At 53.8% G+C, this 22,236-nt stretch carries 21 protein-coding genes, 1 tRNA gene and 1 pseudogene; 14 read left to right on the top strand and 9 right to left on the bottom strand.

Going from position 1 to position 22,236, the window contains the following annotated elements; translation table 11 throughout:
• The first annotated feature begins 212 nt into the window (after positions 1–212).
• The 3 genes from B9A31_RS23630 (at position 213) to B9A31_RS23620 (ending at position 2,202) form a co-directional block, all read left to right on the top strand.
• Entirely contained in the window at positions 213–623 is a 411-nt protein-coding gene (locus tag B9A31_RS23630; RefSeq protein WP_084297444.1) for a pilin, read from the top strand.
• A gap of 71 nt (positions 624–694) precedes the next feature.
• A tRNA-Thr gene (locus tag B9A31_RS23625) sits at positions 695–770 on the top strand.
• 10 nt (positions 771–780) lie between these two features.
• Positions 781–2,202 carry a tyrosine-type recombinase/integrase gene (locus tag B9A31_RS23620; protein WP_084297443.1) on the top strand — a complete coding sequence of 474 codons (1,422 nt, stop codon included), beginning with the start codon at positions 781–783 and terminating at the stop codon, positions 2,200–2,202.
• Here the strand turns inward: B9A31_RS23620 and B9A31_RS27855 are convergent.
• Entirely contained in the window at positions 2,195–2,665 is a 471-nt protein-coding gene (locus B9A31_RS27855) for a topoisomerase DNA-binding C4 zinc finger domain-containing protein (protein WP_084297442.1), read from the bottom strand. The genes B9A31_RS23620 and B9A31_RS27855 overlap by 8 nt on opposite strands.
• Before the next feature lie 120 nt (positions 2,666–2,785).
• On the opposite strand from B9A31_RS27855, the gene B9A31_RS23610 reads away from it, so the two are divergent.
• Positions 2,786–3,841, top strand: coding sequence for a hypothetical protein (locus tag B9A31_RS23610; RefSeq protein ID WP_027915710.1), 1,056 nt, complete (start codon positions 2,786–2,788; stop codon positions 3,839–3,841).
• Between the two features lie 610 nt (positions 3,842–4,451).
• Here B9A31_RS23610 and B9A31_RS23605 read toward each other — a convergent pair.
• The gene (locus tag B9A31_RS23605; RefSeq protein WP_084297441.1) at positions 4,452–5,396 is read right to left on the bottom strand and encodes a bifunctional helix-turn-helix transcriptional regulator/GNAT family N-acetyltransferase; all 945 of its coding nucleotides are present in this window, start codon (positions 5,394–5,396) and stop codon (positions 4,452–4,454) included.
• A 589-nt stretch (positions 5,397–5,985) separates the two neighbouring features.
• Between B9A31_RS23605 and B9A31_RS23600 the strand changes: the two genes are divergently transcribed.
• From B9A31_RS23600 to B9A31_RS23590, 3 genes are all read left to right on the top strand, one after another.
• Positions 5,986–6,630: a recombinase family protein gene (locus B9A31_RS23600; RefSeq protein WP_084297440.1), complete on the top strand. Its 645-nt coding sequence runs from the start codon at positions 5,986–5,988 to the stop codon at positions 6,628–6,630.
• Between the two features lie 269 nt (positions 6,631–6,899).
• Positions 6,900–7,400 carry a Panacea domain-containing protein gene (locus B9A31_RS23595; protein ID WP_084297439.1) on the top strand — a complete coding sequence of 167 codons (501 nt, stop codon included), beginning with the start codon at positions 6,900–6,902 and terminating at the stop codon, positions 7,398–7,400.
• Entirely contained in the window at positions 7,387–7,746 is a 360-nt protein-coding gene (locus tag B9A31_RS23590) for a hypothetical protein (RefSeq protein ID WP_084297438.1), read from the top strand. The genes B9A31_RS23595 and B9A31_RS23590 overlap by 14 nt, the downstream gene beginning before the upstream one ends.
• 425 nt (positions 7,747–8,171) lie before the next feature.
• Here the strand turns inward: B9A31_RS23590 and B9A31_RS23585 are convergent, their stop codons facing one another.
• Positions 8,172–8,717: a helix-turn-helix domain-containing protein gene (locus tag B9A31_RS23585; RefSeq protein ID WP_084297437.1), complete on the bottom strand. Its 546-nt coding sequence runs from the start codon at positions 8,715–8,717 to the stop codon at positions 8,172–8,174.
• Between the two features lie 344 nt (positions 8,718–9,061).
• Here B9A31_RS23585 and B9A31_RS23580 point away from each other — a divergent pair, with 344 nt between their 5' ends.
• The 4 genes and pseudogenes from B9A31_RS23580 to B9A31_RS23560 all read left to right on the top strand — a co-directional run bounded on the left by B9A31_RS23580 (position 9,062) and on the right by B9A31_RS23560 (position 13,703).
• Positions 9,062–9,529 carry a MuF-C-terminal domain-containing protein gene (locus tag B9A31_RS23580; RefSeq protein WP_143512091.1) on the top strand — a complete coding sequence of 156 codons (468 nt, stop codon included), beginning with the start codon at positions 9,062–9,064 and terminating at the stop codon, positions 9,527–9,529.
• Between the two features lie 697 nt (positions 9,530–10,226).
• Entirely contained in the window at positions 10,227–11,549 is a 1,323-nt protein-coding gene (locus B9A31_RS23575) for a tyrosine-type recombinase/integrase (protein ID WP_084297435.1), read from the top strand.
• An 899-nt stretch (positions 11,550–12,448) separates the two neighbouring features.
• Positions 12,449–13,419, top strand: a pseudogene (locus B9A31_RS23565) (integrase domain-containing protein).
• Positions 13,416–13,703: a hypothetical protein gene (locus tag B9A31_RS23560; RefSeq protein WP_084297433.1), complete on the top strand. Its 288-nt coding sequence runs from the start codon at positions 13,416–13,418 to the stop codon at positions 13,701–13,703. Before B9A31_RS23565 ends, B9A31_RS23560 begins: the two are co-directional and overlap by 4 nt.
• 114 nt (positions 13,704–13,817) lie before the next feature.
• On the opposite strand, the gene B9A31_RS23555 is transcribed toward B9A31_RS23560, so the two are convergent.
• From B9A31_RS23555 to B9A31_RS23540, 4 genes are read right to left on the bottom strand one after another with little or no spacing between them, the layout of a single operon-like run.
• Complete coding sequence (locus tag B9A31_RS23555; protein ID WP_084297432.1) at positions 13,818–14,576, bottom strand: hypothetical protein; 759 nt, start codon at positions 14,574–14,576, stop codon at positions 13,818–13,820.
• 56 nt (positions 14,577–14,632) lie between these two features.
• Complete coding sequence (locus B9A31_RS23550) at positions 14,633–15,445, bottom strand: SIR2 family protein (RefSeq protein ID WP_084297431.1); 813 nt, start codon at positions 15,443–15,445, stop codon at positions 14,633–14,635.
• Positions 15,442–16,002 carry a non-canonical purine NTP pyrophosphatase gene (locus B9A31_RS23545; protein ID WP_084297430.1) on the bottom strand — a complete coding sequence of 187 codons (561 nt, stop codon included), beginning with the start codon at positions 16,000–16,002 and terminating at the stop codon, positions 15,442–15,444. The genes B9A31_RS23550 and B9A31_RS23545 overlap by 4 nt, the downstream gene beginning before the upstream one ends.
• The gene (locus tag B9A31_RS23540) at positions 15,999–17,039 is read right to left on the bottom strand and encodes an adenosine deaminase family protein (protein WP_256576289.1); all 1,041 of its coding nucleotides are present in this window, start codon (positions 17,037–17,039) and stop codon (positions 15,999–16,001) included. Before B9A31_RS23540 ends, B9A31_RS23545 begins: the two co-directional genes overlap by 4 nt.
• A 228-nt stretch (positions 17,040–17,267) precedes the next feature.
• Between B9A31_RS23540 and B9A31_RS23535 the strand changes: the two genes are divergently transcribed.
• Positions 17,268–17,582: a DNA polymerase Y subunit UmuC family protein gene (locus B9A31_RS23535; RefSeq protein WP_084297429.1), complete on the top strand. Its 315-nt coding sequence runs from the start codon at positions 17,268–17,270 to the stop codon at positions 17,580–17,582.
• Positions 17,583–17,775: 193 nt separating this feature from the next.
• Here the strand turns inward: B9A31_RS23535 and B9A31_RS27140 are convergent, their stop codons facing one another.
• Complete coding sequence (locus B9A31_RS27140; protein ID WP_143512089.1) at positions 17,776–18,684, bottom strand: PDDEXK family nuclease; 909 nt, start codon at positions 18,682–18,684, stop codon at positions 17,776–17,778.
• A 116-nt stretch (positions 18,685–18,800) separates the two neighbouring features.
• Positions 18,801–19,607 carry a hypothetical protein gene (locus B9A31_RS23525; RefSeq protein WP_084297427.1) on the bottom strand — a complete coding sequence of 269 codons (807 nt, stop codon included), beginning with the start codon at positions 19,605–19,607 and terminating at the stop codon, positions 18,801–18,803.
• A gap of 721 nt (positions 19,608–20,328) precedes the next feature.
• Here B9A31_RS23525 and B9A31_RS23520 point away from each other — a divergent pair.
• On the top strand, positions 20,329–21,684 hold the full coding sequence (locus tag B9A31_RS23520) for a type II toxin-antitoxin system HipA family toxin (protein ID WP_084297426.1): 1,356 nt from the start codon (positions 20,329–20,331) through the stop codon (positions 21,682–21,684).
• The gene (locus B9A31_RS23515) at positions 21,681–22,172 is read left to right on the top strand and encodes a helix-turn-helix domain-containing protein (RefSeq protein WP_084297425.1); all 492 of its coding nucleotides are present in this window, start codon (positions 21,681–21,683) and stop codon (positions 22,170–22,172) included. The genes B9A31_RS23520 and B9A31_RS23515 overlap by 4 nt, the downstream gene beginning before the upstream one ends.
• Positions 22,173–22,236: the final 64 nt, after the last annotated feature.

Below are 22,236 nucleotides of genomic sequence, written 5' to 3'. Positions count from 1 at the left end.
AGGTCCTTTTTCTGCCCGTGCGACAAGCCTGGAAACAGCTTGCCGCGTTCATGCAAGGGCGCGCGTCCGTGATGCTCACTAGAGTAGTTCAGCGAAGATGACGCCCAAGCGGGCAGGGGTGACAAAAGGTGTCTGTTCAGGCCTACTGCGCCGCTGCCGGTTGGGGCGCAACCGACCTCAACGTGTTAGCGAATGAAAAAGGAAATACGTTCATGAACGGGCAACGCGGTATCACCCTGATCGAACTGATGATCGTTGTCGCGATCATCGGCATTCTGGCGACCATCGCCTTACCGATGTACACCAACCACCAGGCACGCTCCAAAGCGGCGGCCGGGTTGCTGGAAATCAGCGCGCTGAAGACGGCGATGGACCTGCGCCTGAATGACGGGAAAGACGTGGGGGGCGTGGCCGAGCTGGGTGGCCAATCTGCCACGACGCATTGTGCGATCACCGCCGGAGGCAAGGCGGCGGATGGCAGCGGGAAAATTGAATGTACGCTGGTGGATGCGCCGGCCAATGTGGTGGGTAAGGCACTGACCTTGACGCGCTCGGCCAGTGGGTGGGCATGCACTACCGACATCGAGGAAGACCTGGCGCCCAAGGGTTGCAAGGGGGCTTGAGGGTAGGGGATTAAACTAGCGGAAACAGGGGTTTGCGTTGCGGGTGTGAGCAGTGGTACGTTGCGCTACACGCCGGTGTAGCTCAGTCGGTAGAGCAGCGCACTCGTAACGCGAAGGTCGCAGGTTCGATTCCTGTCTCCGGCACCATGAAATCTCCATGAAACCCTTTGAAATCAAGGGTTTGCGGCCTCTAAAGCCCCTCTCGCGTGGTAACCTTTGTGGTAACTACTCGATGAAAGCTAGCTTTGGCCCCCTCCAAGTGAACCTCCGCTACACCTACTCCCGCAAAGGGACGCTGTACTATCAGCGACCCATTCCGAAAGAACTCCAGCCCCGATACGGCAAAAAACTCGTGAAGGTGAAGCTCAAGAGCGCGGACGTGCTCCTGGCTAGCCGTGAGGTGGATCGCTTGAACCGACAGGTTGAGGCTGAGTGGGAGCGCCTGAGGGCGGAGCCGACATCCTCCCCACAAGCTCTCAGGGCCCACGCCGTGTCTCTCCTCCGTGATTGGGGGCTCGCCGATCAGCCCGCGAAGAATGATCCTTCCATCGTCGAGGTGTTTTTCGACTTCCTAGATGGCAAGCGGCCAAATCACGCAGTGGAAGATGAAGATCAGCGTGCGCAACCCAACCCAGTGGACTACCTATCGCCCACTGAGCGGGAAGCGGCAAAGCTGCTGGCTGGACGGGTTGAGATACGGCTGAGCGATGCTCTGGAGTTCTATCTGAACACCCACACCAAGCGTGACGATGCCAAGTTCTCCGCAGATGCTCGGCGTGTCTTCGATGGCATGATGAATGTGCTTGGTGACAAGCCCTTTGAGTCTGTCACTCGGGCGGATGCGAGGGCTTACGTTGATGCTGAGCTGGCTCGCGGCTCTGCCACCACCAGCGTTCGGCGCAGGCTATCCACCATCGTGGCGGTGTTCACTCGTTATGCGCGGGAACATGAGCTTTCGAGACCGAACCCGTTTACTGAGCTGAAGATTATGGGCGAGGGCAACGACTCGAAAGAGCGCCAACCATTCACCCCGGAAGAGCTTCAAAGGACGGTAGCGAGGTGCAGGGAAAAGGACGATGAACCGCGCTGGATCACTGCGATGCTGGCGGACACTGGAGCCCGTTTGGCGGAGGTGGTAGGTCTGCCCCTCGATGACATCAAACTGGACGCTGAGGTGCCTCATATCGTCATCCAGGAACACCCATGGCGTTCGCTCAAGAACAAAGACAGCAAGCGTGTTGTGCCGCTCGTTGGGGCGTCCCTGTGGGCAGCCCAGCGCGCTGTGGCGGGCTCACTTCCGGGCGCAGTATTTGCGTTCCCTAAATACACGTCTGCGAAAGGATGCAATGCCAACAGTGCCTCCGCCACCATCGCCAAGTGGCTGAGGGGGCAGGGTGTTGCTCATACTGCTCACGAGCTTCGTCACACGATGGCTGATCGGCTTCGTGAGATTCAATGCCCTGAGGACATACGAAAGAGCATCGGCGGGTGGGCTAGCGCCGATGTAGCCAGCCGGTACGGGAAGGGATACTCGCTTCATGTGATGCGAGAGTGGCTATTGAAAACAGAGCTCAGCTAGCGTGGGGACCAGGGCTTTTCGCCTTGGCGGCTGCTTTTTCAATCTTTCGTGTTCCTAAGCACCGAGGGTAGGAAGTGCAGCCGAGGAACTGCTTACCTCTGCTCCTTCCCGTCTTAGCGGTTCGAGTTACCATGGGGCTACCGCAAAGTAGGCACAGGGAGAGAGCGTCCCACTGATCTTTCGGCGGCTTTGCTCTTTCGATTGATTCGAGGCGAGCTGCTTCAGCGGCGCGCCTTACGGCCTCTTCTTTGGCGTTCTTCCGATCATTGAGCTTCACGAGCGCAAATATCCCAGCTCCGATACCTAGAAGCCAAAGCAGCCCTTTTCCAGATAGTGAGCCCCTACGGCCTCCTGAGTAGCCCCTTCCACCTCGACCACCCCGCCCTCCACGTGCAGAAGTATTGTCTGCCAGCAGTAGCACCGGGCTCAGGAGAAGCAATCGCCGTGAGAGTTTATCAGCCATCGTCAGCAGTCCTTGTCTACTTGCAGGTTGACGCCATGGAGTACTGCTTCAGCGCAACTGGCGCGTGAAATCGTAGCTATCATTCTGACATCCGTGCACAAACATTTGGATGCGCATCGTATGAAGCTCAAGCGGGAAGCTAGGACTCTCAAGAGCAAAGCAATCGCCTCCCTTCGACGGGGACTGGAAGTGTTCAATGGCCACGATGACCATGGACGCACAGAGTCGGTTTTGCTGCATCTCCAACACAGCAGTGAAATGCTAACCAAGGCACTACTGGTCCAAAAATCCAAAGAGGTCTTCGACAAGCAGAAAGGGATTGCCATCGGGCTGGAAAAAGCGCTGAACGTTGCTACCGCGAGTGGCTACATAACGCCCGCTCAAGCAGGCTCCATTCGGGCGATAGACACGATGCGAGACGCGGCCCAGCATTGGATGATTGTCGTTCCAGAGGATGCGCTTTTCGTGACCGCTCGTGCGCTGATAACGACACTGGATGAGGTCTTAGCGCAGCATTTCGCGGATACGCTGGCAGACAATCTTCCCCTTCGCGTGATGCCTCTTTCCACAACGGCCCTCCCCAGTTTTGATGTGCTCGTGGACCGTGAGTTTCGGCACATCGCTGAACTTCTTGCCCCTAACAAGCGTGCAAGGGATGAGGCTCGCGGGCGTATTCGCACTCTGTTGGCGATGGAGGCTCACGTCACTGAAACAGTGGAGGTATCCGAGCGCGACATAGACCGTATCGAGAAAGCCATCAGGACCGGCACACAGGTCGATCAAGTCTTCCCAAGGCTGGTGGCGCTATCCAGCAATGTCACTGGTGAGGGGCCCACGCTTCGCGTTCATTTCAGTAAAAAGGATGGCGCGCCTGTCAGGTACGTATCTGGTGATGATCCTGAAGCCGCTGGTGCAATCCGGGAAGTGGACCTCCAGAAGAAGTATCACATGAGCCCCACGGCCCTGGCTGACCGTCTGGGGTTGACCGTGAACAAGTGCAAGGCGTTGCGAGAGCTGCTGGGCGTGGATCAGGATCAAGCAAACATGATGATCTTCGAGTTTGGAAGCCAGCGGCACGCGCGTTTCTCTGATAACGCACTGCGCATCCTCCAGGAACACAATCATCCGGAAATAGTCGAGGAAGCCTGGCAGGCACGCCCAAGACGGGCTCGGTAAGGCATTTGCGCTGGAGTATTTTTTGCCTGAGAGCAGCTCCACTGGTGACGTGCGAGGCGGTATGCCATTGCAATAGAGTGCCACGCATACATACCAGCATTCCCGAGGGGCCACATTAGGATCACCGAGCCGTGATTCGGGGGCTTCATCACGTTTTGCGTGGTGCCGGACTTGTTCCGGGCTGTGGGCATCCTCGCTGTGTCAGATCATGGGCCATCTACCCCTGAGCGACCACTGAGACCACGGACCACCTACACCACCAGCGATGGGGGGGTAGGGGGGCATACTGGGGCTCCTGCTGGTCGATCATGGGTAGTGCCCCTAGGGGCATCTCTAAGGTCTCTCTACGGGGACGGTCATAATTCACTGCTTACATGCGGCCGTTAGGCTCTGTCCCATGCTGTGCAGGGACCTGCGAGCGATCAGCTGTCTGTAGGTGTGCGCCATGTGAAATGCAGTAATGCCGTTGCAGCCAGGGTGAACGGGGCGGCTACCAAAGGTGCGAACTGTGCCACCACGTAGCCAGCTGCAAGGCCGACCGTACGTGCGGCCGTTAGAAAGCAGCAATCGCTTCGCTTGTGAGTACTGCGAATGGTTTGGGCTGGCATTGTCAGCGTTTACGCGTGAATTGCTGTTCAGTGACTGTCGAACCCCATTGGCTTCCTTGCTCCTCATGAGCCAGTTCGAAGCCCAACGATTCGTAGAGGTGCCGGGCAGCCTCTAACCCTTTGAAGGTGTGAAGCTGGATTGCCGAGAAATTCTGCCGGTCACAGAAAGCGACCGCCTCGGTTAGCAGACGACGACCTATACCGCCACCACGGCAACCATCATCAAGAATAAACCAGCGCAGATGGGCTTCATTGTTTCCGAGATCCTCCCCATCAATAGCCACCGACCCCACAATCCTGCCAGCCATTTCAGCGACCCAAATGGCGTTGCGCGAACTCTCCAGCCGTCCTGCAAACTCCGCAATGTCAGTTGCAACTCTGCTTTCGAAGAACTGGCCAAAACCGGAATGGCGCGAGTAGTAGCTGGCGTGCATCTCCGCTACCCGCCCGATCAAACCTGGGCGGTATCCGAGGGTGATTTGAATCTTGGATGCCGCAGTTCCAGCGGGTTCCTGACGATATGCCTTCAACGCCTGGGCATAGGCGTTCAGCCCCAGGGCGATGGCCTGCTGCTCCTGAGGGGGGAGCGGAGCCAATGTCGAGCTGACCTGCATCTGTCCGTAAGCATGAATTGCGTCAAGGGTACGCTTCCCTTGCTCAGTCAGGCTTAGCTGTTTCGTGCGGGCATCCTGCTCACCTTCGCTTTCTTCCAGCTCACCCACCTGAACCAGCTTGGCAACCATACGACTGACACTGGACTTCTCAAGCCCGAGGGTTTGCACAAGCTGAGCCGCAGTCAGCGCCCCGTGCTCTCCTAATTCGAGCAAAGTGTGTACGGCAGAAGGTGAGTATTCCGTGCCTGCCAGAGTGGTGCGCATAAAGCCCAACTCACGAACCATCGTGCGTGAAGCAGAGCGGACTTTTTCCACGACTGAAGGGTCGATCATTTTTCAATGTCTCATGGGTAATGGTTGCATAATACAACCATGTTTAGTTGTGCTGTGCAACCATCGGCTCCGTCATTCACTCTTATGCTTGCTGAACGGCCACGAGCAGCTTGAGGGCGGTTCATTCCCTGTCGATTAGGAAATTTCCCGCGCTTAACTACGCTGTGACACCCAGATAATTTTTCCGAAAAAATTTGAAAGCCTACCTCGATAGAGACCGGATCGTGATTACCCCCCATGGCCCCTGGCGGACTCGCTGAGCGACAGCCTCAACTCCGAGCCCTGGACATCCCATGGCCTATCTCACCACTCACCTAACCACACGCGGCCCGATGGCCCATCACTCACACAATCCCAAGCCTCAATAGGCACACAGCCAGGCCAGCGATGCTGGAACGTCGTGCCGGTTGTAGACGCCCCATAGGCTAAACCGCTGAGAATGTCCCCAACGCTTTCACAATAGTTCGAAATGGGTATGCTTTTAGCGAACCAAGCAAGTCGGTTCCGGAACTGGTTCGATAATTTATGGTTGATCAATCAAAACGAACCGATATTATGCGAACCATCCAAAGCGAACCGGAGCCGTTCCATGTACATCCGCGCCTACCTCCGCGCCTCAACCCAAGACCAAGATGCTCAGCGGGCCCGAGCAGACCTCGAAGCGTTCGCCCGGGAGCGCGGTTTGCGAATCGCAGCCTGGTACGCAGAGAACGAATCCGGAGCTAGCCTCAAGCGTCCAGAGCTGTTCAGGCTGCTGGCTGATAGTCATCCCGGAGACGTGCTCTTGATTGAGCAAGTGGACCGCCTTTCGCGACTTAATGCTGAGGACTGGGACCGCCTCAAGGCTGAGCTGCTGGGCCGCAAAGTTCGTGTGGTCGCCCTCGACCTACCAACCTCCCACATGATGGTTAAGGCGGAGGATGAGATGACCATGAGGATGATGGACGCCCTTAACTCGATGATGCTGGATATGTTGGCTGCTATCGCGCGCAAGGATTATGAGGACAGACGCCGCAGGACCACTCAGGGCATCGCTCAGGCCAAGGAACGCGACAAGCTCAAGCCACAAGCGGAAAGGGCCTACAAAGGCCGTCCAGCGAACCATGAGCGCAACACAGCAATTCTGGCGATGCTGGATAAGGGGAGCAGTTGGTCGGAGGTCTGTTCGGCTACTGGGGCCTCCCGGAGCACGCTGCAGAGGCTTGTAAAGAGCCGTCAGAATGCTGAGACGTGAGCATTCCGCTATCTGTTTTTTTCGCGTTTCCGGCGATACGGGTAAACACCATATCCTGGCTCATGTGAGGCGGGGTGATGGACGGAGCTGTGGACATTTCCTACGCTCCTGCGAGTCTACAGCTATGTGGATCCTGGGGTAGATGCTGTATACTGTACGGATAGACAGTGGTGCGATTCAGCCTTTTCTTGACAGGACGCTTGAAATATTCATAATTCCGCACCATTTTGTTAAGCGTTCACTGTCAATCAACTAAAGGAGGAGTGGTCATGCTGAACAGCGAAGCCGTTGCCAACTACTTCATCCAGAAGTCCTTTGACACGGGCATCCCGTTGACGCCGATGAAGCTGATTAAGCTCGTGTACATTGCCCATGGATGGCACCGCGGCTATTTCTCGCAGAACCTGATCAACGATGCGGTTCAAGCCTGGAGATATGGCCCCGTAATCCCTGATTTGTATCAGAAAGTGAAGAAATACGGCCGCAACAATATCTTCGCGCCTATCGAATGCTACGGCGTGGCAGGCGATCCGCAGAACCAGGTGCCGAATGCCCAAACCCTTCCGCTGCTGGATCGGGTCTGGAATTCCTATGCCAATTACGATGGCATTGCTCTGTCAGCTATGACCCACCAGCAGGGCACCCCGTGGGATCGCACCTGGAAAGCATCTGGCGGGGATCAGTACCATGGGGCCATCATCCCCAATGACTGGATCGAAGAGCACTACAAGCACAAGATTGCGGTAGCCTCTCAGCATGCAGCAGGATGATCCGTTTGCCGCCATCGGATCGGCGGCTCCTTTGGAAACATCCTCTCAAGACCTGAAAAAGGCTCAGAAGGAGGAGAGTGTTCTTGAGGACCCGAAGCAGAAGGTCCAGAAAGAAGTCCACTCCCTCGCAATCTACGCCATTCGATTTGGCGCTATTCTCTTTGCTGTGCTGATCCTTGTCAGGTTCTGGCACCTAGCGGGCCCAGGTTCCATCTTCGGCCTATCCACGCGCTGGCTTAGTGACACAGAACTCCAGTCGATGGATAAGATGCTCTTCAGCAGTGCTTTCGGAGGCTTGATCCTCGGATACATGAAAGACCTCATGGGACCGTCTAAGAAGGATTGACGGCTCCTTCGCTGTGCCTAGGTGCCCGTGGTTTCCCCACCACCATCACGAGAGCCGTGGCTGCCCTTGGGGAGCCATAGCGCTGCTGAGGTAGACTCGGCGCATTACACCCAGAGAAGGCTCCATGTACCCCCTGGATGCAGACTCCCTTGACCTGATCCTGGTGTAACTTCCGAAGCTGTGGAGGTGCTCCTTGCCGCCCACGGGTTCACTTAACAAACACCTGGATTTCACGGTCGGAACATCGTCCTCCTGGATCGCTGTGTTCTTACCACCCAAGCGATACGCGAAACGCTGCCATGGTTTACAGCGTGTGTGAAGGATCCGCGCATGTTGTGCATCGCTGAAACCTTCAACAACTGAACAGCCTAATCCAAGGATGGCTGTTCAGAAGCCCCTGGCGGCGCAGGACAGTATTTGTGGGCCTACTTTGAAGCCACAGCCTTCGTAACCGTTGTCATGCGCTTCCGGCGGTTTGCATGGCTTGCTGCGCGTTCTTCTAGCTCAACCTTTGCGTGAGGCTCCAACAGCATTTTTAGCGGTGTCAAATCGTACAAGTTCGTGTCATTGCGGTCCTTCGCCCTGGGGCGCACGACACGCTTTATGAGTTTCCCCGCTTCCATCGCCCGAATTCTTCTCTGTACAGTCGATGCGCTGATTCCCATCGCCTTTGCCAAGGTGTCCTTGGATGGGTGAGGGTGGTTTTCATCCTCCCACCAATAGGTGAGTAGGTGCAAAAGGATGTTCAGGTCGACGGCATCAAGGCCAAGCGTGACTTGCCGCTTGATGAGAATATTTGGGATGCAGGTCCAGCCTGCCGCTATGTTGGATTTCCCCCATTTCTTCTCCAACACCTTCTTGCTTTCTTTGGGGGGGGCGGAGGCATCATTTGCTGATGAAACGTTGGTCTCATCAGCGTTAGCCGGTTCAGCCTCCGCAGTAGGAGTCTGGGGGGAAGTGATCGCAGTCATACGGATCCTTGTGCATAAATGCTTAGTGGTACTTGCTAGGCTAGATGTCGCCCACGACAGAAACAATCCGCGACTGACTGACATACCCTGGGGTGCACCAGTGAACCCCACGTTAATTAGCTATATGTTCTCGTGTTCTCGCAATGAGTATTCACAATTCGGATGACTGTGTTTCCATTCGGATGACTGTGTTTCCTAGAGCACCCCAGCCGCCCACTGGGGCGCGTGGGTGCCCCCCACAGGGGTGCATCTGTGCACCCCACATGCCGCCTGGAAACCCTTCTCATACAGCGACTTGGCCCTGTATTCTAACCCTATGACAACAACATAGGGGCGACAAAAAATTGAGTACCGAAGGCAATGATTTGAATTTCAAAACGCTGGTGGGCGTAGTGATCCAAGCCGAAGTGGACGAGAAGCCACGTCACGAGCTGATATTGGAACTGGGGCCAACACCAGCCCAGATCCTTCAGTCGGTGGGACAGAATTTCCAGGGACTGGATCTGATCATCAAGGGCAAGACTATTGGCAAGATGCATTTCGATCATGGGGTATCGAAAGGGGTCATCGAGCGTCTGCCTGATATCCTGCAATCGCCTAAAGCGATCTACCAGTCGGCTACTGGCCCTGATGGCATCGTGGTCATGACATTTGAGATTCAGCGGGGATACCCACTGATCATCCCAATTCATGCGAATAAGCGGGTGGGTCGTGATCGCTCTTGCAACGTGATCGCTAGCATGTACGCCAAGGAAGGACCTGATCCGCAGGAGAAATGGGAAAAGGCAGGGCTGCTGCTGTGGAAATCGTAGGCAAAACAAAGCCCCAATTGACACGACATTTCGGCTCTAATTGCCTGGTGTGGGACGTCAAAATGGGGCTACGGGGTCAATTCTACCGGAGTTGACACCCTCGTCAACCTAATAAACGTTTTTTTATTTCTGGCGTCTCGCCATTTGGGTCATCGTCTAATGACCAAGCGTTTGCAGCGGCTAGGTCACGAATCACTGGGAAGATCGGCGAGATCCGAGCCATCCACCCAGTAGCTTGCTTCGCTATGGAAGCCTCTGTTAGGAACATAGCTGTGCCCATGGTACGCGCAGGTGGAGTCGAGTCGCTCAGCCGATTGCTTACTCCATCCCATCCCATCCCATCCCATCTCCACCGCAACCTGAAATACGTCAGGCACCCGAGGGCAGGCCCCATCTAGGGGCGATAGCTCAGAAAGCCCCTTGTGGTAGCTCTGTGGTAATCCTGTGGTAACCTCCCCGGCCCTGCACGCGATTGCACCCGAATTCATTGGTCGCCACACCCCGGTTCGATTCCTATCATTCCTGTCTCCGGCACCAGTTCAGGTTCCAGCGAAGGCTACCAAAATCTCTGGAACCCCCGTAAACCCGCCTTCTGGCGGGTTTTTTCGTTATGGCGTTCCGTGGGAATCCGACAGCTGCCAGCCGATTTAGGGGTAACGTTTGGGATAAAGTCGATTCGATAAAGGGGTTTACCCTTATGGCTCGTACTACTGCTCCCCTGACCGACACCGCCTGCCGTTCGGCCAAGCCTACTGACCGCCCCTACAAGCTTTTTGACGGTGACGGTCTTTACCTCCTCGTTTACCCCAATGGCCGCAAAGGCTGGCGCTTCCGGTATGTGAAACCGGATGGGCGAGAGGGGCTGACCTCGTTTGGCAACTATCCCGTTATTGGTCTCGCAGATGCTCGGCAGAAGCGTCTGGAGACTAAGCGGATGCTGGCTGAAAGCATTGATCCGATTGCGTCCAAGCAGCAGGCCAAGGCCGAGGCGGTTGTCAGAGGCCACACATTCGAACGCGTTGCCTTGGACTGGCATAAGGAAATGTCCGTGAAGTGGGCGCCTGGCCATTCGAGGACCGTTTTGAGTCGCTTGAAGACTCACGTATTCCCGCTGCTAGGCGCACGCGCCATCGTTGATCTGGATACTTTTGACCTCATGCAGCCGCTTGAGGCAATCAAGAAGCGCGGCACGATCGATGTGGCGATAAGGGTACAAAACTACCTTCAGAGCATCATGCGTGAGGCGAAGCGGCTGCGGCTGATCACGGTGAACCCTGCATATGATCTTGAGGGCTTCATTAGCGCGCCACGGGTTACGCATCGGCCTGCACTCCTGCTGTCTCGGCTGCCTGAGTTGATGGACCGCATCGAGAACTACAAGGGACGCACGCTCACTCGGTTGACTGTCATGCTGTCGCTGCATGTGTTCGTACGCTCCAGCGAATTGCGCTTCGCACGTTGGAGTGAGTTCGACTTGAAGCGCGGCATATGGGAGATACCTGACACGCGCCCCGCGTTGGAAGGTGTTCCTTACTCGACCAGAGGAACGAAGATGGCGGGCGACATTCATTTGGTCCCTCTGTCACCGCAAGCTGTGGCGTTGCTCGAACAGATTCATGCGATCACGGGGTACTTCGATCTGGTGTTCACCAGTGATGCTCGCTCGTGGAAGCCTATGTCCGAGAACACGGTCAACAGCGCTTTGCGGAACATGGGCTATGACAGCAAGACCGAAATCTGCGGGCATGGCTTTCGGTCCATGGCGTGTAGTGCCTTGGTCGAGTCCGGACTGTGGTCAGAGACCGCTATCGAGCGGCAGATGAGCCACAGGGAGCGCAACAACGTTCGGGCGGCGTATACCCACAAGGCCGAGTTCCTGGAGGAACGGCGAATGATCATGAGCTGGTGGAGCCGTTACCTCGAAGCGAACCGGCAGGAGCATATCTCGCCACATGAGTTCGCGAATCAGACCGGGGCAAACGTTTCTAGCCTACGAGCAAGGCGTGGCGCAGTCGAGTGAGCGCACAGTTTTGAAATTTCGATGATCCGCTTTCCATGCGGGTCCATCCAAACAGGGCTGCAAAGCCGCCCTGTTTGGATGGACCTCACCTAAAAAGTCAAAAGCACCAAATCGGCCAGTGGAAACCACGGGATTCCGTACATGCCCAATGTCATTTTCAACCACAAAATCCAGCGGGCGAGTCGCTTGACCCCCTCGGATTGCGGGCGTAGAAAAGACAGTGCAAAGGCTGTCGTTGACAGCACCCCAGGTGACCCGAGCCTTCAAGGTCACGCCGCTCTCGCGGTGGTTCTCCCCAAGGGCGATTAGCATTCGGCAGCTCGCCCGGTCACTACCCATGTGATGGATGCTCTTACACATATGGCGCTCGTGCGCCAGACACACCGTACCTCGCTGCCCTGCAGCAACCTATCCGCTTGGCCGAATATTGCGCCAACCTGCGCCCGTCTCTTTATTCTGGAGAGACGGGCGCTTCTAACACTGCTGCAGCCCTGATCGCACATGGCTTTGCGGCATTCCCCCTCGTGACAATCGGCGTGACAAACGCCGATGTCACCAGCGACAGCGCTGTAGATGATGGTGCCGCAGACCAAGGAATGGACTGCACCTGACTGACAGTCAGGCATGCCCCGGTCATCGCATTGCTGCTTGCACCTGGCTCAGGATCTTCAGGCGCTGGTCTCGTCAGCCAGTGCTGCCTCCACCCGCCCACCGGTAACGGTGCTCAGGAGGCCAGATCATGAGATGCCCTTGCTCCCGGTTGTAAGGAGCCGCCAGTCCCGCGTAGAGGACATTCCCCACAGGTCGCAGGGGCCTTGATCCCTGATAACACTCAGCATTCTTGGCGGGATGACGTGGGGCGAGTATCGGAGAGCGAACGATGAGGAGACCGACATGGCATTGGTAGGCGCGACGGCCGCAATTTTGGCTACGGCAGGCAATTGAGCTATGCAGGGCCGCAGGCACTGAAAGACATGTTCGGCGGCGGCCATTACGGTACGGTCAAGGCGCACAGTGGTCGATGGCAGGCATTCGTGAAGTGGTGCCGCTCCGAACAAGGGCCAGGTATCAATGATGCGCGGCAGATTGATCGGAAGGTATTGGCGGACTATGCAGCGTATCTGCGCGATGCTGTTGAGTGCGGTAGCCTCGCCATCAGCACCGCACAAAACCGTCTATCCAGCGTTAACAGGACCATGGCGGCGCTGCGCGGTGATCAGTGTGTGAAATTGCCCAGTCCGAGCAAGGCGTTGGGAATGCAGCGCACCGGAGTTCGCCAATCGGCTCCGCAAGGCCAAGACCGCGAACAGGTTAAGCAGATCGTCGATGCGCTTTGTCGCGATCATCAGCAACGGGCCGCAGCGATTGTTCTGTTGGCGCGAGCCACCGGCATGCGCCTGCGTGAGGCCATCCTGGCTGACCTGCCACGGCTGAGCCGTGAGGCTGAAGACCTAGGCAGGATCAACATTCAAGATGGCACCAAAGGCGGTCGCGCTGGCGCCTCAGCGCCACGATGGATTGCGGTGGACCACCATGTTCAAGACGCACTTGGGTTTGCACGGCAGGTGTCGCCTGCGAGTAGCCACAACCTGATTGCGCCAGACGAAAGCTATCTGAATGTTCTGCAGGAAATCATCCGCCCAGCGCGGGACGTCCTGCATGCACACAGGCTCAAAGGCTTCCTGAGCTACGAGCGGCGTATGCATGTGAGCGCTATGAGCAAATCACTCTACACAGCGCGCCTATCATCGGCGGCCAATGCTGCCAGTTAAATCAGCACCTTGATCGCGAGGCTCGGAGGCAAATCAGCTATGAGTTGGGGCACGGTCGGATCGATGTGGTCGCGGCCTACATTGGAGGACGCATATGAGTAAGCCATTCGATATGGAACTGTTCTTGGCTGCGGTGCTGACGGGATCGTACGCAACGCGGCAGCGCCATTTACGGCAAGCAAAGCTCATCCAAGCTGAGATATCTGAACGCTGGCATCTTGAAACACCTTGGGCTTGGCAGAGAAAACATATGATCTGGTTTTTTGAGCATCGACTAGCTGGCCGATGCGCAGCGACTCAGTACTACTATGTGCTAACAGCGCGGATGCTAGTTCGTCGATTAAAAAAGCCATGGGCCTTCAAATGCCACGCTAAGAACTGATTGATAGTCACGACTGACCGCCTTTGACCCAAGGCGGTCGTTAATTTACATGCGTGCGTTAGAGGCTTCTGGTCAGCAATCGGTCAAACTTATTGGTGTTGTAGTTTTCGTCTCTCAAATGTTTTTCTTTTTCTTTTTCTTTTTCTTTTCTTTTGGCTGGATAAGTGGTGGCCTGGAGTAAAGTTCATTGAGGTTGTAAGTTCTATTTGTTAGGAATAACGGCATGTCAGATGGCATAGTCCATGGGTCAGAAAAATCATAAGGGGGCGGCTGCAAGCGCAAAGGGGTTCTTCGATCATAGATTTTAATTGCGGAGTCGCTATCTTTCGCTAAAAATAGAACTTTATCGAACGGGAAATTATTTTGGCTTGCGTGATAATTCGACCACTCAAGTAGCCCTCTTTTTAAGAATGCTATGTTGGGCTCCAAAATATCCGTATAACAAAGCAGTATGATTTCCTCATAGGATCCGCTGGATTTGTATGTTTCGTGCGCTCTAGCCTTGCTCTTTATGCCATCGTAAATAAAGGTGTCGGGAATCGGTATCTTAATATATTTGTTTATTTTTTCTGGGTCAATACCATTCTTTAGAGAAGCTTCGAACTGAGCGTCCATTAGGTCTTGGCCAAATTTCTTGTTATTGAAGTAGGCGAGGTACTCCTTTGGATCTATCGTAGTGATTTCTATTCCGACTTTTATTGGCTTTCGATCGCGACCAAATCGCTTGTGAGGGCGAGCGACATCGATTGCAGCATCTGGCCGATCCTTCTGGCTCTCATCAATTGAGTAGGCGCCATACAGCCTTAGCAGTAGCGAGTGAGCCCTTTCCAAAACCGCTTGCTCGAGCTTGATTTTCTCAGGTTCGTTATTCATATTGTCTCCATGACTCTTTTGCACTACTAAAGCTTGTATTGATGTTAAGGTATCGGTTACCGCGTTGTGTCGGGCTCAGTCACCAGTTGCTTAAGCAATATGGTTAGCGCGTGCTTCGGATCGTCTTCCTCGGCAATGATCATCTCAATGCCCCATTGGCCAAGCACTTCCTTAGCGACTGGATTTGGGCGGTTCGTGAAGAAATAAGACTTGGGGCGAGTGGATGCAAGAGAAGAACGTCCCCACATCTGACTCAGCCTAGAGAACATTAGACGGATGTTGATATCATTAAGGCTATATCCGATAAATAATACCGAATTGCAGAGGATGTCGTGGCTAAGCTTAATGTCGAGCGGGGAATCGTAATTCAACCGTTGAAAGTAACTGGTTTCGCCTAAGACGATTGTGGCGTCGTCCTCAAAGTCACCATGGAACTTTATGATTTGACGGCGATCCTCGGATGAATTGGCGAGGTCTGCCACATTCGCAATCCTATCATATGCAATGCCGAAGCCCTTATGGGCCAACTCCAGCCAACGGTCATAGTTTGTGGTGTAAATCCGCGAAAATTTTCCCTCCGCTATCAGGCGGTGAATGTCGGACTGAGTAACGTCGGTGGTAGTTTTGTGCCATTCACGATCCATCCAGCTGCGAAGCGCACCCAAGCTGCCTTTTTTCTTTATGTAGTACTCTGCCAAGGCAAGCGGCGTGCCATAGGTCGCGAAAATCTTGGGGTCGTAGCCTAACTCTCTCGCGATGTGCGCAATCAACTCGTCCCAGGTAGGCAGCTTTAGGTTGGCGGAGACACCGGCGCCGACGAATAGCATCAATTTGTTGGTGCGGTAGGCCTGCAGTAATTCGGCGTTCATCGTAGACCTCTTGCACTTTTCAAGTGAGCAGCGAACTGGTCCAAGGCTTTCCGTCGCATAGAGATCTCGTCCTTGGCGGCACCCATTTCAGCAAAGGTTTGGGTGTAGCCATCTGGTACGAAAACACAATCCCACTGAAAATCTTTGGAGCCAGCCGGCAAAGGGGGGACCGTGCCATCGATGGCGCCTTCGAACAAATGTATTTCACATCCATCACAGTATCCCAACACCGTCTTCGCCGTGACTGCTGCCTCCCCAAGCCCCGCAACGAGGGCAGCGAACCGATCCGCTTCCAGCCGGTCCCAAAAAATTTGAGTTAGGCCTGCTGGTAGTCCATTTAGGCCTTTCAGGTACAGCCCGGTATGCTCGATAAAAAGTGGGTGACCGATCTTCTCAAACGCTTTGATTAATTTATCTCTTACTAAGCGCTCGACATCTTCGATTTGTAACTCCTCGATCTTCCGCGACACTGGCACGATTTCCACCCCAACAGGGCCGAGAATGCGTTGGACTTCGGCAATCTTGTGATGATTGCCAGACATAAAACGAATTTTCAATTTAGGCCCTCTAGGAAGGAATAACGTTTGGCGGTTGCATACTGTCGGTCTAGCTCATCCGCAGTGAGACCTTCGGACATGGCTGCTGCATAATCGTCCGCCAGCCCACGTTGATGGATGGCTGGATTGTCTGAACAAATTACAAATGGAACTCCGCGCCGTCGGAACTCCTGCAACGGATGGGCCTGGTTCACAGGGACCGCTCCGGTTAGTCGGTTGCTGATCGGGCAGACCTCGATACAGATGTCGCGCGCAGCCAGCAACTCAAGCAAGGCAGGGTCTTGGCTAGCGGCTGTGCCATGACCAATGCGGTCTGCACCAAACAGTTCGACGGCGGCTCTAACGTTATCCACGCGTCCGGTTTCGCCCGCATGGATAGTTACGCCAAGCCCCAATCGCTCCTTAGCCTCACGGAACAACGAGGGCAGCTCTGCGGGGTAGGGAATCTCCTCATCGCCGGCAAGATCAAGCCCCACCACATCGTCTGGCTCTCCCAGATCTCGGTACGCCTGAAGCAGGGCGGCAAGTCCAACCGCAGCGTAGTCGCCGCGAGTTACCGTCATGATCAATCCTCTACGCATACCGAATTGCTCGGCGGCATGACGGGTCGATTCTATGAGGTGTTCCAAAGCCTGAGTAAGTGAGCATCGTTGGAGGGTTGCCAAGTACAACACGCTACTGCGTAACTCGGCAAAACGTACACCGTTTCCGGCCAGGCCCGCGACAACTGCCTGGGAGATTCTATCCAGGTTCTCGCGCTTTTTCGGAAACAGCCGCAGAACCTGCCAAGGTCTCAGGTAGGTAGCCAGGGATGTGCAGGGTTCGCTGCGAATTAGGTCCTTCTCAATTACGAAATCCGTTGGCAGCTCCGTTGCTTCGTCGCTCAGGATCTCGCGTATGGTCGCTGCTGGAATAGCGCCGTTCATGTGGACATGGAGCTCGCCGCGCTCAAAGGTTTGAGTTACTGGCGGGAGCACGCCGGAGTGGAGGTGGCTGTCACCCAACGAACGCGCGAAATCATATTGGCACTGGTTCAAGCGAAGTCCTTTTCTCGGCGTTTAGGGCAGGAGGCAGAATCCTACCTCCAGGTAGAGATCACGCACCAGCCTGTTTCTCTTGTCTGGATCCACTGCCTGATCTGTCTCGGACCAAAACAATGTCTTGGAGAGGCGTTGAATTTCTACTCCACATGAATGGCGATATGAGCGGACGGGTCATGTCGCTGATTTAGTCGATGGTGGCGGTGGCAGAGGTCTACCCGAACGATGAATGCTTCACTGATCTTGCGAGCGTGCAGGGGGAGCCTGACCCAGTTTGGCCGGGATGTGCGCGCCAAGGTGCTGCGTTGCGCTGACATCCTCGTCGGTGTCGGGATCGCCCGAACCAAGACCCTGACAAAGCTTGCCAACCAGAAGGAGGAGCGCTTGCAGGCGCATACGGGCTGGGTGGTCGATATCACTGATGACTTCAATCGCGATTGGGTGCTGCGCAACACATCCTTGGCGGCCCAATGGGGCATAAATGGCGCAAGCCGAGCGCTATTCTGTGCCCCTCTATGGCCTTTGACGTTTCTCGATTAGGCACTAAAAAGGGCCCAAGCCCTTTGCATGTAGGCCTCTTCTTTGCCAATACTCCAGGGCAATCGGAGTGTTCTTCAGTTTCAGGACGGAATTCCGCTTTCGACCAAAAGTCTATGCTGGCAGCGCATAGCTGTTTTTAATAGAGCATTTTTCATTGAAATTTCAATATAAAAACTCGACCTAAAACAGTCAATTATGTATCTATTGAGATTGTTGGAAGTCCCCTTGATTCTAGGAGTTTATTCAGTAACGCAACTGACTCAAACCGAAGATCGTTAAGTTTTTTAACAATTTCTTGGTCTGGGATCTCAATAACTGTAGAGTGTTCAATAATACGCCCTTCAGATAAGGCTTTTGTTGAGATTTCTCGTGCGCTTTGTAATTTTTTGGCAGCGCTGTGAAGTTCCTTTGGTCTTTTGCTCGGGACTCTTGCCTGATCAATAACGCGGCCATCTCGATCTTTTAAGCATCCAGTTGTAATTGCATTTTGAGTTGCAGATAACGCCTCAATAAAATAAGTGGCCCTATTCTCTAGGTGAAATGGCGTTCTAATGGCTGGGCGATCAAAAGCCATGGATAGAAGTCGATAATAGTGTTCCTCATGTTTATAAGTGCTGCGGTATTTTAGTATATTCTCATAGTATCTATACATGAACTCTGGGTTGTCATTTAGGAAGTCAACATAATCCTCCCAGAACATTAAGGATACAGAGAAGTCCTTGTTGTTTTTATTGATTTTTCGGACGTGCTCTTGGAGTTCGGAGTCTCGCGGTGCAGTAGTACTGATAATGAATCTTTCTAATGCTGGGGCGAATCCTTTTGCTAACTCTATCTCTTTATCAATTTCATCTGTGCTTAATGTGTTTGAGGGAGTGTCGAATCCCGGCTTCGTCTTCCACACACGCTTTTTGCACTGAATGCCGGTATGTTCTTTTTGCTTATAATTATAACCGTAAACATCCACTCCTGCTTGCTCTTGGCCCTGGCGCCCATTTCTCTCTGCAAAGTCATCCTGCCACCGGTGTTTGGCAAAATCTAAAGTTAGGCGCTCGAAGTCCTGCCAATAGGCAGGAGGCATAATGTCAACTATAAGGTTGCCCATAATTTCTTCCTTAGAATTTATAAGTTAGTTTGGTTGGCAAGATACCATACAATTGATGCTGGAAATATTTGTGACGCGCTTCATGCGCGCAATGGCCAAAGGTGGATTTTTGGTATCTAAATTTTTTGTAAATATTCCTCAGCATTTGGAACGGAGATGATCTTAATTTGAGATGTGCCAAATCCAAGTGGGAATATGGGGTTGCAAGGGTCAAGTTTTATAAAGAACTCCAAGAGCTCAGTGCCTGACGCTATGTATCTAGTCACCACTTCCGAAAATAACTCAGCGAGTATGCTCGCACTATTGCTGGACTTGCTGTGTATTAACTCATTTCGTATCCGTTCGAGATTTTTAAAGTCTCCCCAGAATTTTTGCTCTGTAGGAGAGCCGCAGGCCAGTATTTCCGGTAGTATTGAAGACACTTTTTCTGATGTCGAAATCCATCGTTCTATTTGCTCTTTGCCATAGTGCTCAACAACTCCTTTGTTTGTGGTTTTTTTATAAATGTACGCGTCTGGAATACTTGCATTGCAAAAAGACTCTACCGCTCTGTATGCGAATACAACAGATTTTTGAACTTCTTCAAGGAAGTCGTATGCACTTTTTACGTCTGATTCAAAGAGCGTTTGTTGCTCAGTGGAATATTTGTTTAGCTCATCTCTTTTTTTGCTCGCAGCAACCATGGCTTTCTTCGATATGCTTAGAGAGAGTGAGATCTCGTTTGGAATTGCAATAGAAATTTCCTTTCCGTAAAAGTTTGCTGTTACAAGTTTTTGAAAAAAAGCGGTGCTGTTATCTTCTTGGTCATGAAATCCGATAGGCTTGTTGGATCTAATGTCTGGGATTGGAATAGGGTCGGTGTTTTCTTTTGAGTTGTCAGTCGTGTGGACGCAGACCATCATCGTATTAATTTCCAGATCCATGCTTCCTCCATTAGTAATATTGATTTAGCAGTGCGCACCTCGGTCTGTCTATCAGCGATGCAGGCACTTTGATATTCATCTATGATTGCTTTTTTTCATCTTTTTTTCAAGTCTCACGAATTTTATAGGAAACAAGGTTTGGGTGTTTATTGATGCAGTTTTATTTGTGGGCAATCAACATCTTATAGGCAAGCAGTGTGTCATCACCGTTAGAGATACCCTGCAAATTTTGCCATTGGCAATTTTCTGCCTCATGTGATGGGCCGCTTTGGATCGATAGCTGCCATCCTTGAGAAGCGCTTGAGGCAAGCTCTGGCGAATGAGTGACAGAATGCTCCAGTGCCTTCCATCCTTTTGTTAGGGCTTTTCACAGCGGTTCGCAATCTGGAAATAGTCTGAGGGTAATTTTAGAGATAAAGAGTTTTACCCTGAAGAATCATACCGATTGAATTCATAGTCTTTCGTGTTGATACGATTCCTGTCTCCGCACCAGTTCAGGTTCCAGCGAAGGCTACCAAAATCTCTGGAACCCCGTAAAACCCGCCTTCTGGCGGGGGGCGTTATGGCGTTCCGTCGGAATCCGACAGCTCCCTGCCGACTTAGGGTGTTGCGTTTGTGTGAGGATAAATTGCGGTGAACACATAATCGGTAGTGGGGTGCCGGTTTTTCGCGTGCAAGGTTTCTAATCAGCAAGATATTGCCGGTTCCTGCCGTGTGCACTATGATAATCAGCATTAAACTGCTGATTAATGGTGTGGCGATGCCGCTCAGACTCACGATCCAAGCTTTCTCAGAGGGGGCATGGCGCGATGCAGCGACGCTCACGGTTGAGAACCCCGAGCGTGTGGCTGATGGACGTTGTCTTGTCGCATACGACAGCGACTACATCATCGCGAACTTTGATCGCATGGAGGATCGTTGCGAACGGGCCCTAAGCGTTAACCTTCCGTTGAACTGGGACCACCATGACGTCAAAGGGTATCCCGCATTCCTCTACGACATCATTCCCTCTGGTGCTGCCAAGGACTCTCTTGAATCCCGCTACGGGCGTCTCAAGCCCGAAGGCGTGGAACTGGAGCTGTACCTGCTAGAACACTTCACGCCGGCCCCTGTTGGGCATCTGCGCATCAAGGAGTCGGTGGAAGGCCTTCAACCGGATCGGAGCGAGGCTTTCGCGCATGCTGAGGTCGTGAACAGGACGAACGAGTTTCTTGAATATGCCTACGAAACCGGCGCGGCATTGGGCGGCGCTACCGGTGCGAACGGTCAAGCCCCCAAACTGGTCATGACCGAAGCACACGACGGTGCTCTGTACGCTGATGCGATGCTTCCCGATGACCAGGCGTGCCGTCACTGGCTGATCAAGTTCGCGCGTAATCGAGGCGGCGAGCGCGACAAAGACATCCTGCGAACAGAGTTTCATTACTACAAGGCGGTTGCTGCCCTCGGTCTTGATACGGTTCCCACTGATGGTCTGGCGCTTGAAGAGGCAGTGAAGCCAAGCCTCTGGATGCCACGGTTTGATCGCCAGGTAGTAGATGGCGTGGTGGAGCGGATACCGCTGGAGTCGGTGTACTCGATCTGCGGCATTACCGGCTACGCGCATCCGATGGCGCACGTCGAAGTGGTTCACCGGCTGGTAAGTCTATGGGTCGATAACGGCCAGCAGGATGAGGTAGACGACCTGGTGTTCGAGTATGTAAGGCGCGATCTGCTGAACCGCATTCTAGGGAACACCGATAACCACGGTCGCAACACCTCCATCATGCGTGTGGGTGGGAGGTTTCGTTTGGCCCCAATCTATGACCTCGCGCCAATGATCCTGGATGAAGAGGGTATTACGCGGACGACGAAGTGGGCTGCGGAGCGTAAGGGGTCTTCTAACTGGAGCGACAACTGCGCTGAGCTTATTGGTTACACGGATCCCGATGTTCTGCTGCAACGGTTGATGAATGCGGCTGAGGAATTCAGGGCGTTGCCCGATCTGCTGATTGATGTTCCTGAATCGATGCGCAATGCAGCCTCTCTACCCGTGAATAACCTGGACAAGCGACTCGTGGAGTGGGGACTGCGATGAAAAAACTACAGCCTGAAGAGCGCGCTCAGCTCGTAGAGGAAATCGTCAAGCGCAATGCGGCGGGGCTCGATCCAATTGGGACATCCATCCGCCGTCTGCGGCTCGAAGTGACTGGGCTTGACCAAGAGACCTTCGCTGCCATGTGCAAGATCTCTACGAAAAGCCTGTACGAACTGGAGAGCGGGAAATCGAATCCGAAGCTCAGTACTTTAGAGGCCGTGCTGCGTCTCTTTGGCATTCGGATGGGTATGGTGATGACTGCCAAAGATGATCCCACTGCAACGGTCGCCGGCAACACTGTTGGCCAGTTGAAGGCGGGTGGGCCAATCGCTGTGGTTGCGCGGCCGGTGGCGAATCTTTCGCCCCTGGCCAACTCTTACGTGGTGGCCGGACCGAAACGCGGGAAAAGCCCTGCGGCAGCCAAAGCGAAGAAGGATGTGTCGAGGCCGGCATCGCCACGGGCACGGAAAAACAGTCAGGAAAAGTGAGATTGATGAGGGGTGCAAATAAAGTCCCACCCCATATTCCTCTAATTGATCGGTTAATGTCACC

The organism is Pseudomonas sp. URIL14HWK12:I5, from assembly GCF_900176445.1.
GTDB classification, from domain to species: domain Bacteria; phylum Pseudomonadota; class Gammaproteobacteria; order Pseudomonadales; family Pseudomonadaceae; genus Aquipseudomonas; species Aquipseudomonas monteilii.
This window is presented reverse-complemented; position numbering and strand designations above follow the sequence as displayed.

Bases quoted from the DNA above. Each gene is read 5' to 3' on its own strand.
- B9A31_RS23630 (WP_084297444.1), top strand. From the start codon at position 213: ATGAACGGGCAACGCGGTATCACCCTGATCGAACTGATGATCGTTGTC.
- B9A31_RS23620 (WP_084297443.1), top strand. From the start codon at position 781: ATGAAACCCTTTGAAATCAAGGGTTTGCGGCCTCTAAAGCCCCTCTCG.
- B9A31_RS27855 (WP_084297442.1), bottom strand. From the start codon at position 2,665: ATGGCTGATAAACTCTCACGGCGATTGCTTCTCCTGAGCCCGGTGCTA.
- B9A31_RS23610 (WP_027915710.1), top strand. From the start codon at position 2,786: ATGAAGCTCAAGCGGGAAGCTAGGACTCTCAAGAGCAAAGCAATCGCC.
- B9A31_RS23605 (WP_084297441.1), bottom strand. From the start codon at position 5,396: ATGATCGACCCTTCAGTCGTGGAAAAAGTCCGCTCTGCTTCACGCACG.
- B9A31_RS23600 (WP_084297440.1), top strand. From the start codon at position 5,986: ATGTACATCCGCGCCTACCTCCGCGCCTCAACCCAAGACCAAGATGCT.
- B9A31_RS23595 (WP_084297439.1), top strand. From the start codon at position 6,900: ATGCTGAACAGCGAAGCCGTTGCCAACTACTTCATCCAGAAGTCCTTT.
- B9A31_RS23590 (WP_084297438.1), top strand. From the start codon at position 7,387: ATGCAGCAGGATGATCCGTTTGCCGCCATCGGATCGGCGGCTCCTTTG.
- B9A31_RS23585 (WP_084297437.1), bottom strand. From the start codon at position 8,717: ATGACTGCGATCACTTCCCCCCAGACTCCTACTGCGGAGGCTGAACCG.
- B9A31_RS23575 (WP_084297435.1), top strand. From the start codon at position 10,227: ATGGCTCGTACTACTGCTCCCCTGACCGACACCGCCTGCCGTTCGGCC.
- B9A31_RS23560 (WP_084297433.1), top strand. From the start codon at position 13,416: ATGAGTAAGCCATTCGATATGGAACTGTTCTTGGCTGCGGTGCTGACG.
- B9A31_RS23555 (WP_084297432.1), bottom strand. From the start codon at position 14,576: ATGAATAACGAACCTGAGAAAATCAAGCTCGAGCAAGCGGTTTTGGAA.
- B9A31_RS23550 (WP_084297431.1), bottom strand. From the start codon at position 15,445: ATGAACGCCGAATTACTGCAGGCCTACCGCACCAACAAATTGATGCTA.
- B9A31_RS23535 (WP_084297429.1), top strand. From the start codon at position 17,268: ATGAATGCTTCACTGATCTTGCGAGCGTGCAGGGGGAGCCTGACCCAG.
- B9A31_RS27140 (WP_143512089.1), bottom strand. From the start codon at position 18,684: ATGGGCAACCTTATAGTTGACATTATGCCTCCTGCCTATTGGCAGGAC.
- B9A31_RS23525 (WP_084297427.1), bottom strand. From the start codon at position 19,607: ATGGATCTGGAAATTAATACGATGATGGTCTGCGTCCACACGACTGAC.
- B9A31_RS23520 (WP_084297426.1), top strand. From the start codon at position 20,329: ATGATAATCAGCATTAAACTGCTGATTAATGGTGTGGCGATGCCGCTC.
- B9A31_RS23515 (WP_084297425.1), top strand. From the start codon at position 21,681: ATGAAAAAACTACAGCCTGAAGAGCGCGCTCAGCTCGTAGAGGAAATC.